The following is a 13,370-nucleotide window of genomic DNA, read 5'->3' on the forward strand; positions in this document are numbered from 1 at the left end:
TTTTGAGTAAGTTCTTTAGGTTTAAAACTAAAAGGATGATATGTGTAATTTGGTTAGGAACATCCTTTAATAATTTTCTATGATTTTTTTTGGGAAATATCAAACCTAACACTGCACTGTTTAATGCTATGATACGACAATCGTGCGAGTATTAATAAGGGTTAAGGAGCATTTGAAATGAACATTGTTTTGGGCGTAACGGGCAGTATTGCGGCATATAAATCCCCTGATCTTGTGAGAAGATTGAAGGAAGTGGGATTTGATGTTCGTGTGGTGATGACGAAAGGTGGGCTGAGTTTTGTCACGCCATTAACATTGCAAGCCGTTTCCGGTTATCCCGTTGTTTATGATCTGCTTGATCCTGCGCATGAAGCTGGAATGGGGCATATCGAACTTGCGCGCTGGGCGGATTTAATTTTAATCGCACCGACAAGTGCCAATACGATTGCTAAGTTAGCACAAGGATTTGCGGATGATCTGCTTTCAGCTATCTGTTTAGCGACTGAAAAACCCATTATGCTTGCGCCGGGAATGAATCGTTTAATGTGGCAAAATATTGCGGTTCAGGACAATGTTCAAAAATTGAAATCTCGCAATATTCATATTTTGGAGCCAGAAAGTGGCGAACAAGCATGTGGTGAAATCGGGCAAGGAAGAATGCCGGAGCCAATGCATATTCGGGACGCTGTTTCAGCGTTTTTTGCGAATCAAATCTCCCAGAATGTGAATGAAAAAATAGTGATTTCAAATCCATTACGTGGGAAAAAACTCGTAATCACAGCAGGACCAACGGTTGAAGAGATTGACCCTGTACGTTATATCAGTAATTATTCTAGCGGAAAAATGGGGTACTCTTTAGCGATTGCCTCTGAGAAACTCGGGGCTAATGTGACGCTCATTTCAGGACCGGTTGCGTTAGAAGCACCTAAAAATATTGAATTAATTGCTGTGAAGAGCGCATTAGAGATGATGGAAGCTTCGTGGAATGCCACAAGAAATGCCGATATCTTTATTGCAGCGGCTGCCGTTGCCGATTATGCGGTGACAGATCGAGCAGAGCAGAAGCTCAAAAAGACAGATGATTCAGAATTTCTGACGCTGACATTGAAGAAAAATCCTGATCTTTTAGCAACCATTGCCGGCGGAGAAAATCGCCCACCTATTTGTGTGGGATTTGCCGCAGAAACAGAGAATATTGAAGCAAATGCACAATCAAAGCTTCAACGTAAAAATGTCGATATGATCTGTTTAAATGATGTTTCCGGCGGTAAAGTGTTTGGGGAAGAGGAGAATGAAATGCTGCTCTTTATGAAAAATGGCGATATCAAACCGATTGCAAGAACGGATAAAAAGCTCGTTGCCGAGAAAATTTTAGAAAGCATTTCGTCGCTTATTACGCAAACGGAAGTAGAGTAAAGCATGGAACTTTCCATTTCTCTTTGGGAAGCATTGTGGCTGTTAGCGGTTTCTAGTTTCACTTCCTCAACGATATTGCCGGGAAGTTCTGAAGTCGCACTCGTCACGTTTCTTTACCATTTCCCCACAGAGATTTGGATTGCTTTTTTTGTAGCAACGATAGGAAATACGCTCGGAAGTATTTTAATGTTATTAATCGGGCGATTTTTTCCGGAGAAGAAACAGAAAAAGCTCTCTCCGAAAACGCATCGTTTTATGCAACGTTACGGTGCATTAAGCTTGCTCTTTTCGAGCTTACCCATCATTGGGGATATTTTGCCGATTGCTGCAGGTTGGCTACGATTGAATATGTATAAATGTTTAATCGTGCTTCTCATTGGAAAAGCGGTACGTTATTTGCTGATTATTTATCTTTTAGATTTTACGCCCATTATTTAGAAGCACTTTGAAGACAAGGAATCGTCGTGTTTACATTTTTTTTAATCCTATTTCCCATATTTTCAGTCTTTATTGTGGGTTTTATTGCACAGAAAATTCTGCATTTCGATATTCCGAATCTTTCCAAAATGTCGCTCTATGTGCTATCGCCATTTTTAGCGTTTAAAACTTTCTATTCTCACGAGATTTCCATCGATTATCTCTATTATGCGAGTTATGTTTTTGGGCTCTGCTTAGTATTAGTTTTACTGATTTCTATTATTTCCAAGTGTCTTCGCTACGATGAAAAAACACGTTGTGGCATGATTTTAGGATCTTGCTTTATGAATAATGGGAATTATGGAACGCCGGTAATTTTGGCATTTTTCGGACCTTTAGGCTTTGATATTGCCATTATTATGTTGGTGCTACAGCAAGTTGTGATGAATACGATCGGAACTTATTATGCGGCAAAAGGTTCTAGTCGGGAGATTGTAGGAAGCTCTGTAAAATATGCATTACGGAATGTGGCAAAAATGCCCACCGTTCATGGAGCGATTTTAGGTGTTTTATTTCAATTACTGCATATTCCTTTGAGTGATTCGCTTTACAGTTCTATTGCAATGGTGGGCGATGCGTCTGTTGTGGTTATTATGGTCATTTTGGGCATGCAATTAGCGAATATTCGTCTGACGAATGTGGAGTATTCTAAACTCTCTATTAATCTGACAGTGAAGATGTTAATTTCCCCGATTATCGCTTTTTTCCTTGTGCAATGGATGCCGATAGATCTTTTTTATAAGCAGATTCTTATTGTCCTTGCGGCAATGCCGGCAGCGGCAAACACCACCTTATTGGCGGTTTATTTTGATACGAAACCGGAGATGGTTTCGAGTGCAACATTTATCAGTACGCTTTCAAGCTTAATCACGCTTCCGATTGTTTTATTATTACTGGGAATTACGATACCTAGTTAGAAATGCCAGCATCCCATCTGTTGAAAGAAATTGGTTGAAGGAGACAATAACATGCATAAAAGAGCCTTAATGATGGCGCATATTGCCGCTGTTTTATTTGGTTTAACCGGCATTTTTGGCGCGCTGATTCAAGCAAGTGCAGAATCCATCACATTTGGTAGGGCGCTCTTTGCTGTTGTGGGATTATTGCTGATTTTAATTTGGCAGAAAAAATCTCTATTAAAGGGAATCACTCGCGTAAAAGCGGGAATGTTACTTCTTTCCGGCGCATTACTTGCCATTCATTGGGTCACTTTTTTTATTGCCGTAAAAGTCGGAGGTGTTGCTGTTGCCACATTAGGTTTTGCAAGCTTTCCGGCATTTATCACGGTAATTGATTGGGGTGTTTTTAAAGATCGAATTACCTCAAAAGAATGGTTATTATTGTTACTCATTTCAATCGGTTTAATTTTGGTAACACCGGAATTTAGCTTTCAGGATAGTGGCACAATCGGCTTATTGTGGGGAATTCTTTCGGGATTCTCTTTTGCCGTATTAGCGGTGACCAATAAGCGAGGTGTTCAGGGAATTGATGCAATGCAAGTCGCCTTTTGGCAAAACTGTGTCGTGATGCTTCTGCTATTACCATTTTCACTATTTGCAATGCCGGCATTAAGCCATATGGATTGGTTCTATCTCGCGCTTTTAGGGATTTTCTGCACCGGCTTATCGCACTATCTTTTTGTGAAGAGTTTAGAGCACTTGAATGCCCGTATTGCCGGCATGATTATCGCCTTAGAACCTGTGTACGCTATCGGCATCGCTTGGTGGTTATTTGGTACAGCGCCGACAATGACAATGATCGTGGGCGGTTTACTCATGATCTTTGCGATAGTATTGGCATCGAGAAAGAAGTAGGAAGAAGAATAATTTGATGAATTTTTAGAGAAAATCATAAAAATCCACAAAAATTAATAAAAACCAATAAAAACATTAAATCGGGTGATCCTTATCGTTTTTCAATAAGTGCGCTAGACTGAGATCATATTTTTTATAAAGTGGTTTTAGAATAAAGTTTAAAATTTTTTGTAAAACCTTTTATAAAACCTTTAGCAACCGTAGATAAGGAGTTTCATGATGGATGACGAAGAGTAGTTTTTCTAAATAGTTCCGCTGGGTTTTTCCAGTTGATAATACGAAGTTGCAAAAAGAGAAGGTCATTCAATGAAAGCCTTCTCTTTTTTTGTGTGGATGATAATGACTTAAATAGTTATTACTTTGTACTTTGCCGTTATTACCTATAAACCTTTGCTGTTTCGAGCCTGTTTAACTTCTTCAATCGTCACGGGTTGTCCTTGATTTCCCCAGCTTGTGCGAATGAAGGTAGCGAGATTTGCAATATCCTCATCACTGAATCGATCGGACTCATTTGGCATCACAAACTCTGTGACTGCTTGATGCGTACCATTTAAGATACTTCCGGATGTAATGATTTTAATAACGGAAAGGGGGCTTTCTGCCTGAACTGCAGGATTTCCTGCTAATGCCGGAAATACGCCTGAATAACCCATTCCATCGGTTCTGTGGCAAGTAGCACATGCATCGATATAAGTGGAAGCGCCTATCATGGAATCATTGCCGGAGGCGAGCGCTTGATGCGTTGCATCGTTATATACGTAAGGAGGATTTTGCGGGTTTACCGGCGGTAGTGTTTTGAGATATTTTGCCATGGCCGTAATATCTTCTTTCGTTGCATATTGCAAAGAGTTATCAATCACTTCACGCATTCCGCCAAAGACCGCATTATGTTCACTTCTACCAGTCCACAAAAGGGTTGCAAGATCATCCGTACTGATTCCTCCAAGACCGGTAATATCATCTCCTCGAAGATTAATCGGCATCCAACCATCAACAGGGACATTGCTTCCCATTAAGAATTTTGGATTAGAATCATTATAGGCTTCTTCATTTAGTGCAAAACCTCGGGGCGTATGGCAACTGCTACAATGCCCTAAACCTTGTACGAGATATGCGCCTCGTGCGATTTCAGGATCGGCATATTTTCCTGCATCAAACGCTTCCGGCGTGGGTGAGAAGATTAAACGCCATGCAGTGAGTGGCCATCGCATAGAGAGAGGCCATGTAATTTCTTCTTTGGGGGGTGCAATGGCAAGAGGTTTTACGCCTTGCATAAAGTAGGTATAGAGCGCGCGTATATCATCTTCAGAAATCACTGAATAATCGGGAAATGGCATTGCCGGATAGAGTGAAGCGCCATCTTTTCGAATTCCAAAGCGTACGGCATTGTCAAAATCTTGTAAGGTGTAATTGCCAATTCCATAGGTTTTATCCGGCGTAATATTCGGCGTAAAAATAGTACCAATGGGGAGATCAAATGAAACACCACCGGCAAATGGTTCATTTTCATTGCCGGTATGGCAAGAAGTACAATCTCCAAGCCGAGCTAAATATTCGCCTTTTTTGATGAGATTATCTACGGATCCTGCTGTTTTCGTTTCAATGGTCGATGTCGGGCCTTGATAGAAGTGAAGTCCAACCGCACCGATTACGCCAATGCCGACAATTGTTAAAACAGAACGAGAAATAAACGATTTAATTGTCATGAGTTTCTCCTTGAATCGTTACAAGCGGACCTGGATGAGTAAGGTAACGATCTTTAATCTCTTTCACTGAATGATAAGTAAGTGCACCAATTAAACCGGTGGGATTATAGGACATATTCTGCGGAAATGCGCATGCGCCGTAGACAAATAGATTCGGCACATCCCAAGATTGCATATATTTATTTACAACACTATTGCTAGGATGATCGCCGGTAATTGCACCTCCGGTAATATGAGTTGATTGATAGACTCTCGTATCCCAATTGCCGGTAGTTTTATTAATGGTGTAAGATTCGATCTCATCTCCCATGGCTTCGCAAATTTTTTCATATTGTTTGGCAATATAATCGCCTTGGCGAAGCTCATTTTCATGCCAATTGAAAGTCATGCGAGCAAGTGGTAAACCCCAAATATCTTTATAGGTTGGATCAAGATCGATGTAAGCATCTCTATAGGACATCACAGAACCTTCCGCATCCATGCCGACAATTCTTTGGTAGCCATCTTTTTTCCCTTGTTTCCAGCCTTTTCCCCATTTCGGAGTATTGGGGGCAGTGCCAACTTGTGCAATAGGGCGACCGCCGGCATTCGCGGCCGTAATATATGCACCACCAATAAAATTTCCTTCTCGGTGATCAAAGTGCAAACCATTGCAATCATCAATCACAACGCCGGCAGCACCTGCGCCAATAAAGGGATTATTTTGCGCACCTTCTTTGAGATAAACGGTCGCATTCGTATAGTACTGATAAGCGAAGTTTTTCCCGACAACGCCTTCTCCGGTGTAAGGATTATAAGGCTTGCCAATTTGTGATACAAGAAGGAGTTTGACGTTATGAACTTGGAAAGCACAGAGCAGAACAAGATCAGCAGGTTGAAAGACGAGCTTTCCTTCAGCATCTACGTAAGTCACGCCGGTGGCTTGATCGCCTTGATCATTGGTATTGACTTTAATTACTTCAGATTGTGTTCTTAGTTCAAAATTTGGGCTTGTTACTAATGCCGGCAAAATGGTGGTTTGTGGACTTGCTTTAGAATACATAAAACAGCCAAAGTCTTCACAATAACCGCAGTAGTTACAAGGTCCTAAACGAACGCCATAAGGATTAGTGTAAGGTTTGGAAGCATTAGATGCCGGAAGCGGGAAAGGATGAAAACCGACTTTTTTAGTAGCTCTTTCAAAAAGAGCGCCACTAAACAGCGTTTTTAAAGGCGGATTGGGATAATTCGCCGATCTTGGCGCTTCAAAGGGATTTCCGCCGGGAATAATTTTGCCATTTAAGTTGCCGGCTTGCCCAGATGTCCCGCACACTTTTTCAAACATATCAAAATAGGGTTCAAGATCTTCATAAGTGACGGGATAATCTTGAATCGTCATCTCTTCAGGGATAAAATCTGCACCATATTTTTCGGTATACATGGAGCGAATTTTGAGATCTTCCGGCAATGCGCGCCATGTCATTCCATTCCAGTGAAATCCACAACCACCGACATCTGTTCCCAGATAAAAAGACCCAAGTTCACGATAAGGAACGGCGGTATCATCCAAGTTATAACGAATGGTCACGGTATTATTCTTCATCCGTTGAAAGAGCTTAAAGCGCTGAACGTAAGCCAATTCATCCGCAACATTCGGATAAGGTGCATCCGATGATGTGGTTCGATGTTCTCCACGTTCTAAAGCGACAACATCGAGTCCTGCATCTGTCAGCTCTTTTGCCATAATGGCACCTGTCCAACCTAATCCTACGACGACCACATCTTTTTTAGGCATGGTTTTATCAGCTTTTTTTTGTAATATCATGATTTAACCTCTCTTACCGGCAATATCAACAGGACCATAAGGATATTTTGTGCCGGGTTTATCTACAAAATCCATAAAATCAGCTCGAGCACCGGGAAATCCAACAAGTTTCCAACCAATCATATTTTTATTACCGCCATATTTTGGATCAGAGAGAAATCCTTCTTGGGTATTTTGCCAAATAAGATTAAAAAAAGTCGTGGAGGAAGAGATGCCTTCTAAAGGAATATTTCCAGCTTCAATTTTTTCCATCACTGAAATTTGATCATCTTCATTGAGCTGATCAAATCGTTTTTGATATTGCTTTTGAAGGAATTGATTGATTTGAGCGATGCTCTGTTTGTAGAGTTCATTAGGCGGATATTGTTCTTGATAGCCAAGCGTGGGTAGGGCATCTACATGAAAAGGCGCTTCCATATAAAATAGCTCGCCTGTACCAAAAGTTGTTAGCATTTGTCGATCAATAAACTCAGGAACACCAGCAACAAGCGCACCGCCACCGAGTTCATCTTCGGGAATTAACTGATTCGTAAAAGCTTTGATAAATTCCCACTCTTCGCTATTAAAGTATTGAGGAGAATATTCTGTATTCGCTGTTTGAGCGAAAGACATCGTGGGTAATAAACAGATGGATGAGGTCATTACCGTGGTTGTCTTAATAAAGTTTCTGCGTGAGTGATTATATTTTTTCATGAAAGATATCCTATTTACATTCTGAATTTCCGTTAATCTCATTTATTAACTAGGATGATACATATAAGTTTACATATATTTATAAGTTTATATATTAAATATATTACTTAAATTTCTTTTGTTAAACTTTTGTTAAAGAATAAAGGCAACTATTTTTAGTAGTTGCCTTTGTTTTAAAATTTTCTCAGATTGTATTTGAGGGGGTATCGTAAGACTATTTTATGAAACCCTTTATTAGGGAAATTTCTTGCGTGAGATTTTCTTGCCTAAGATGTTAGTCATCCCAACAATCTGTATTCTTTAAGCCTTGGATATTTTTCGCTTTAAATATAGGATTTTTCCCTTCTTTAAGCTGACGATAGAAATCGTGTGCTACTTTAAAGGCAATATTGCCGAGGATTGCGATGACAACAAGGTTGATAATCGTCATTAAGCCCATAAATAAATCCGCAAGATTCCATACGGTTTGCATACTCATAATGGCGCCGAACATCACCATCACTAATACAAGTAGACGATAGAAGAGAAGAGCCCCGGAGCTATCTTTAATAAATTCGATATTGGTTTCGCCGTAATAGTAGTTGCCGATAATGGAGCTAAAGGCAAAAAATAGAATGGCAATGGCGACAAAGTATTGCGCCCATTCACCCACTTGAAGCGCTAACGAATGTTGTGTTAATACCACGCCTTCGCCGTGCGCATCTCCTGTATAAAGACCTGATAGGAGAATGATAAAAGCCGTTGCCGAGCAGATAATCATCGTATCGAAAAATACGCCAAGGCTCTGCACTAATCCTTGTTTTGCAGGATGCGAAACATTCGCCGTAGCCGCAGCATTTGGCACGCTTCCCATTCCGGCTTCATTAGAAAATAATCCTCGGCGAGCACCTTGCATAATGGCTGCACCAATTCCACCGCCGGCAAATTCTTCGATCCCGAATGCGTTATTAATAATAAGCATAAACATTGCCGGCACTTCAGCAATATTTACGGCAAGCACATAGAGTGCAATCCCTACATAAAAAATTGCCATAATCGGCACACAAATTTGGGTGAATTTTACAATTCTGCGAACACTGCCAAAAACAATAATGCCGGTGGCAATGACTAAGATTGCGCCGGTGGTGATAGTTTCTAATCCAAATACCGCTTCAAAGGATTTGGCAATGGTATTCGATTGCACCGAGTTGAAGATAAAACCAAAGGTAATGGTTAATAGAATCGCAAAAATAATGCCGAGTTTATTCCAGCCGAGTGCTTTTCTCATATAGTAAGCAGGGCCGCCTCGGAAGTTATCGCCGTCTTTGACTTTATAGACTTGCGCAAGCGTACTTTCGATAAATGCTGTAGACATGCCAAGAAGAGCGATCATCCACATCCAAAACACAGCGCCAGGACCGCCCATAGCAATGGCAATGGCAACGCCGGAAATATTTCCTGTTCCCACGCGACTTGCGGCACTAATGGTGAAGGCCTGGAATGCCGAAACGCCGTCTTTACTCTCATTTTTTTCAACGGTTAATCGGAACATCTCTGTGAAAAGTCTGATCTGGATAAAGCGAGTTTTAAGTGTGAAGTAGATTCCTAGAGTAATCAGAAGGATGATTAAAATATAACTCCAGAGATAGTTGTTTAAAGTATCGATTAGCCAGTTGAGGGAATCCATGATGTCTCCTTATCCTCTAAATATTCTTAGATAGTATAGATGTAATATCTTTTTAACTTTGGAAGTATTTGAATAATTGTTGCTATGCCACTGTTTTAGGCTATTTATATATCTTGTTATTTCTTATTCTTACTTTTATTTTCATGAAGATTGTAGAGTAGCTTGCTCTTAAAAAAAGCGCAACTTCTCCCTTTTTGCATGGTAAGGATTAAAAGAAGAAGGCAAATATATCCGTAAAATTTTATGATTTTAGAATGAAAATGAAGTTTCGAAATATTGTGTTTTATCACAAATATTTACGTTAAATATCATGATAGTAATCTTTGTAATCAATCTATATTGCTAGTAATTGAAGAATTCATGAAATCTGATCTAAGTTAAAAACCGAAAGGATTAATATAAATTAACTTAAAGAAATGTTTTTTTATGATATGTTCAAAAATAGCTCTTTTTATAAAGAGTGAATAAGAACGATATGAAGAAAACACTATAACGCATCATTCATGGAGGAATGTGTATTTATGAATACAATGATTAGGAAAGTTGTGGCATCGACGCTTCTTGTAAGCGGTTTAATGTTTGGAACATCGCAAGCGGCGGATGATCCGATTGTGATTAAGTTTTCCCATGTAGTTGCGGATACGACGCCAAAAGGGCAAGGAGCACTTCTTTTTAAACAGCTTGCGGAAGAGCGTTTGCCGGGACAAGTGAAAGTAGAAGTTTACCCAAACTCTTCACTTTTTGGTGATGGACAAGAGATGGATGCGCTTCTTGTGGGCGATGTGCATATTTTAGCGCCATCACTTGCGAAATTTGAACATTATCAGCAGAAAATCCAACTTTTTGACTTACCATTTATCTTTGATGATATGGATGCGCTAGATCGTTTCCAACAATCAGAAGCAGGGCAAGAACTGCTTACAAGTATGGAAGATAAAGGAATTACAGGGTTAGGTTATTGGCATAATGGCTTGAAACAGCTTTCAGCAAATAAAGCATTGCATGTACCTCGTGATGCGCGTGGACTTAAATTCCGAGTTCAAAACTCAGCGGTATTAGATGAGCAGTTTAAAGCGCTTCGTGCAAATCCTCGTAAGATGGCATTCGCCGAGATGTATCAAGGTTTACAAACCGGCGTTGTAAATGGTGCTGAAAATCCTTATACCAACATCTATTCGCAAAAAATTCATGAAGTACAAAAGTACATCACTGAATCTAATCATGGTGCTTTAGATTATATGCTCATTACCAATACTGATTTCTGGAATGGATTGCCGGAAAATGTGCGTGATGAATTAACAGAGATCATTGCAGAAGTCACGGTTGAAGTGAATAACCAAGCCAATGCTCTCAATGAGCGTGATAAGCAGAGTATTTTAGATGCCGGAACGACAGAAATTATCTATTTAACGCCAGAAGAGCGTGAAGAGTGGAGAGTTGCGGTAAGACCTGTTTGGGAGAAATTCCAAGATCAAGTAACGCCGGAGCTTATTGAAGCGGCATTAAGCGCAAATAAAACAGAGCAATAAAATTACCGTACTGAGCTTTATTAAACCCTAAATGATTGAACCCTAGGTTTCACTGCGATACTTAGGGTTTCATTCATCATGATTTATTACGAGTTGAATATTGAGCTTCAATATTGATTCTCAAAATTAGAAGAGAGGAGTTTATGTTTCTTTCTGTATATCAAAAGCTAGATCGAGGTTGGCAAACGACCGAAAAAATAGTCACGGTATTTATTTTATCGGCGATGACGTTTGTGACTTTTATCTATACGATGCTAAATAATCTCTATACGCCCTTTTATAGCTTGGCGGATTTTTTAGGCGAACGAGGATATACCTCCATTGAAGATCATCTCTTAAATGCCGGTGATTTTATGATGGATTTAGCGACCGCAATGAATTGGTCGAATCGTTTTACGGCAGCCTGTTTTGCATGGTTGATTTTCTTCTGTATGTCTTATGGCGTCAGAATCGGCGGACATATTGGCGTGGATGCTTTAGTGAAGTTATTTCATCGTCCGATTCAAAGATTCCTCGCTTATATTGGTCTAGGCGCTTGCCTTTTATATGGAGGAATCATGCTCTTTGCGAGTCTTGATTGGGTTTTAAACTTTTATAAAATTGGCACATTTGCCGAAGATTTAGATCGATTTGGCGTGCGCCGTTGGCATATTGCGATGATTGTTCCTATTGGATTTTTCTTGCTTATTTTGCGTTATTTAGAGATCGGTTACCGAATTGTGACGCATCAACAAGATAGTTTAGGATTAGCAGATGAAGCAAAAGATGTGATTGATGAAATTGCGAAAGCGGAGCACGTCACAACAGCAAATGATGCCGAGGTACAAAAATGACCATTTTATTCTTATTTGTTTTACTCTTTGCGTTAATGCTCATCGGCGTTCCTGTGGCAATCTCTTTGGGGTTATCGAGTGCATTAACCATTATGTTTTTCAGCCCAGATTCTCCAAGAAGCTTGGCGATTAAAATGTTTGAAACTTCAGAGCATTCAACGCTCTTAGCCATTCCATTTTTCCTAATTGCCGGCGCATTTATGACAACGGGCGGTGTTGCGCAAAGATTGATTGATTTTGCCAATGCATGTGTAGGGCATATTCGCGGTGGACTTGCCATTGGTTCTGTATTGGCATGTATGCTCTTTGCGGCGCTTTCAGGATCAAGCCCGGCAACGGTTGCAGCGGTAGGATCTATTGCCATTGCCGGCATGGTGAAATCAGGGTATAGCCAAGAATTTGGTGCGGGAATTGTTTGTAATGCCGGAACCCTTGGAATTTTAATTCCGCCATCGATTGTCATGGTGGTATATGCGGCGGCAACGGAGCAATCTGTTGGGAAAATGTTTATGGCAGGCGTGATTCCGGGTGTTTTACTCGGCATTGCATTGATGGTTGCCATTTATGTTGTGGCGCGTGTGAAGAAATTGCCGGCACAACCTCGTGTGAGCGTTGTTCAGTGGTTAGGTTCTTTTAGACGTGCGCTTTGGGGATTGCTCTTAATGGTAATCATCCTCGGTGGTATTTATAGCGGGATGTATACGCCCACGGAAGCGGCAGCAGTTGCAGCAGTTTACTCCATGTTTGTGGCGCTTTTTGTCTATAAAGATATGAAGATCACAGATTTCCCAAAAGTGATGCTTGAATCTGGGAAAATGACGGTGATGCTAATGTTTATCATCGCCAACGCCATGTTGTTTGCCCATGTTTTAACGACTGAGCAGATTCCGCAATTTATCGCCAATTGGGTTTCAAGCATGGGATTATCGCCATGGATGTTCCTCATTATCGTCAATATTGTGCTACTGGTTGCCGGTAGTTTTATGGAACCTTCTGCGGTTATTTTAATCCTTGCGCCGATCTTCTTCCCAATTGCAATGGAGCTTGGCATTGATCCGATTCACTTAGGAATCATCATGATCGTGAATATGGAAATAGGCTTAATCACGCCACCTGTCGGGCTCAATCTTTTTGTATCCTCGGCAGTTACCGGCATGCCGATTACAAGTACGATTAAAGCGGTATTGCCGTGGTTAACGATCCTTCTGATCTTCTTGTTATTGATCACCTACATTCCGATGATTTCATTAGGATTACCGAAATTCTTAGGAATGATGTAGTGAAGAGAATATAGTGATATCGATTTGAAATTCTAAAAAGGATTAATCCTGCTGGCGCAGGGTTCTCAGAAGAATGCAAGTATTCGCACTAGCGATGAATCAGCCACTGTTTTACAATTGGATTTTTTACACCGATTTCACTATCGATATTT

General features: G+C 40.4%; 11 protein-coding genes. 7 read left to right on the forward strand and 4 right to left on the reverse strand.

All coding sequences use genetic code 11. The annotated features are described in order from the left end of the window. The first annotated feature begins 177 nt into the window (after window positions 1-177). Genes coaBC through ACYSN2_RS00610 form a run of 4 tightly spaced genes read left to right on the forward strand, consistent with a single transcriptional unit; the run spans window position 178 to window position 3,707 of the window. Entirely contained in the window at window positions 178-1,416 is a 1,239-nt protein-coding gene (gene coaBC, locus ACYSN2_RS00595) for a bifunctional phosphopantothenoylcysteine decarboxylase/phosphopantothenate--cysteine ligase CoaBC (protein WP_461748311.1), read from the forward strand. 3 nt (window positions 1,417-1,419) lie between these two features. Beyond that, window positions 1,420-1,854: a YqaA family protein gene (locus tag ACYSN2_RS00600; RefSeq protein ID WP_461748312.1), complete on the forward strand. Its 435-nt coding sequence runs from the start codon at window positions 1,420-1,422 to the stop codon at window positions 1,852-1,854. Window positions 1,855-1,880: 26 nt separating this feature from the next. Continuing rightward, window positions 1,881-2,810 carry an AEC family transporter gene (locus tag ACYSN2_RS00605; RefSeq protein WP_461748313.1) on the forward strand — a complete coding sequence of 310 codons (930 nt, stop codon included), beginning with the start codon at window positions 1,881-1,883 and terminating at the stop codon, window positions 2,808-2,810. Between the two features lie 51 nt (window positions 2,811-2,861). Further along, entirely contained in the window at window positions 2,862-3,707 is an 846-nt protein-coding gene (locus ACYSN2_RS00610) for a DMT family transporter (RefSeq protein WP_461748314.1), read from the forward strand. 380 nt (window positions 3,708-4,087) lie between these two features. On the opposite strand, the gene ACYSN2_RS00615 is transcribed toward ACYSN2_RS00610, so the two are convergent. From ACYSN2_RS00615 to ACYSN2_RS00630, 4 genes are all read right to left on the reverse strand, one after another. Next, on the reverse strand, window positions 4,088-5,413 hold the full coding sequence (locus tag ACYSN2_RS00615; protein ID WP_461748315.1) for a c-type cytochrome: 1,326 nt from the start codon (window positions 5,411-5,413) through the stop codon (window positions 4,088-4,090). Further along, window positions 5,403-7,217, reverse strand: a complete 1,815-nt coding sequence (locus tag ACYSN2_RS00620; RefSeq protein ID WP_461748316.1) for a GMC family oxidoreductase — start codon at window positions 7,215-7,217, stop codon at window positions 5,403-5,405. Before ACYSN2_RS00620 ends, ACYSN2_RS00615 begins: the two co-directional genes overlap by 11 nt. A gap of 3 nt (window positions 7,218-7,220) precedes the next feature. Beyond that, window positions 7,221-7,910 carry a gluconate 2-dehydrogenase subunit 3 family protein gene (locus ACYSN2_RS00625; protein WP_461748317.1) on the reverse strand — a complete coding sequence of 230 codons (690 nt, stop codon included), beginning with the start codon at window positions 7,908-7,910 and terminating at the stop codon, window positions 7,221-7,223. Between the two features lie 274 nt (window positions 7,911-8,184). Next, on the reverse strand, window positions 8,185-9,576 hold the full coding sequence (locus ACYSN2_RS00630; RefSeq protein WP_461748318.1) for an alanine/glycine:cation symporter family protein: 1,392 nt from the start codon (window positions 9,574-9,576) through the stop codon (window positions 8,185-8,187). Between the two features lie 521 nt (window positions 9,577-10,097). On the opposite strand from ACYSN2_RS00630, the gene ACYSN2_RS00635 reads away from it, so the two are divergent. The 3 genes from ACYSN2_RS00635 to dctM all read left to right on the forward strand — a co-directional run bounded on the left by ACYSN2_RS00635 (window position 10,098) and on the right by dctM (window position 13,218). Then, entirely contained in the window at window positions 10,098-11,105 is a 1,008-nt protein-coding gene (locus tag ACYSN2_RS00635; RefSeq protein WP_461748319.1) for a TRAP transporter substrate-binding protein, read from the forward strand. A 143-nt stretch (window positions 11,106-11,248) separates the two neighbouring features. Then, window positions 11,249-11,938: a TRAP transporter small permease gene (locus ACYSN2_RS00640; RefSeq protein WP_461748320.1), complete on the forward strand. Its 690-nt coding sequence runs from the start codon at window positions 11,249-11,251 to the stop codon at window positions 11,936-11,938. Next, on the forward strand, window positions 11,935-13,218 hold the full coding sequence (gene dctM, locus ACYSN2_RS00645) for a C4-dicarboxylate TRAP transporter large permease protein DctM (RefSeq protein WP_461748321.1): 1,284 nt from the start codon (window positions 11,935-11,937) through the stop codon (window positions 13,216-13,218). The genes ACYSN2_RS00640 and dctM overlap by 4 nt, the downstream gene beginning before the upstream one ends. The last annotated feature ends 152 nt before the right edge of the window (window positions 13,219-13,370 follow it).

This window comes from Ignatzschineria sp. LJL83 (assembly GCF_054871845.1).

Bases quoted from the DNA above. Each gene is read 5' to 3' on its own strand.
- dctM (WP_461748321.1), top strand. From the start codon at position 11,935: ATGACCATTTTATTCTTATTTGTTTTACTCTTTGCGTTAATGCTCATC.
- ACYSN2_RS00610 (WP_461748314.1), top strand. From the start codon at position 2,862: ATGCATAAAAGAGCCTTAATGATGGCGCATATTGCCGCTGTTTTATTT.
- ACYSN2_RS00640 (WP_461748320.1), top strand. From the start codon at position 11,249: ATGTTTCTTTCTGTATATCAAAAGCTAGATCGAGGTTGGCAAACGACC.
- coaBC (WP_461748311.1), top strand. From the start codon at position 178: ATGAACATTGTTTTGGGCGTAACGGGCAGTATTGCGGCATATAAATCC.
- ACYSN2_RS00600 (WP_461748312.1), top strand. From the start codon at position 1,420: ATGGAACTTTCCATTTCTCTTTGGGAAGCATTGTGGCTGTTAGCGGTT.
- ACYSN2_RS00635 (WP_461748319.1), top strand. From the start codon at position 10,098: ATGAATACAATGATTAGGAAAGTTGTGGCATCGACGCTTCTTGTAAGC.
- ACYSN2_RS00615 (WP_461748315.1), bottom strand. From the start codon at position 5,413: ATGACAATTAAATCGTTTATTTCTCGTTCTGTTTTAACAATTGTCGGC.
- ACYSN2_RS00625 (WP_461748317.1), bottom strand. From the start codon at position 7,910: ATGAAAAAATATAATCACTCACGCAGAAACTTTATTAAGACAACCACG.
- ACYSN2_RS00620 (WP_461748316.1), bottom strand. From the start codon at position 7,217: ATGATATTACAAAAAAAAGCTGATAAAACCATGCCTAAAAAAGATGTG.
- ACYSN2_RS00630 (WP_461748318.1), bottom strand. From the start codon at position 9,576: ATGGATTCCCTCAACTGGCTAATCGATACTTTAAACAACTATCTCTGG.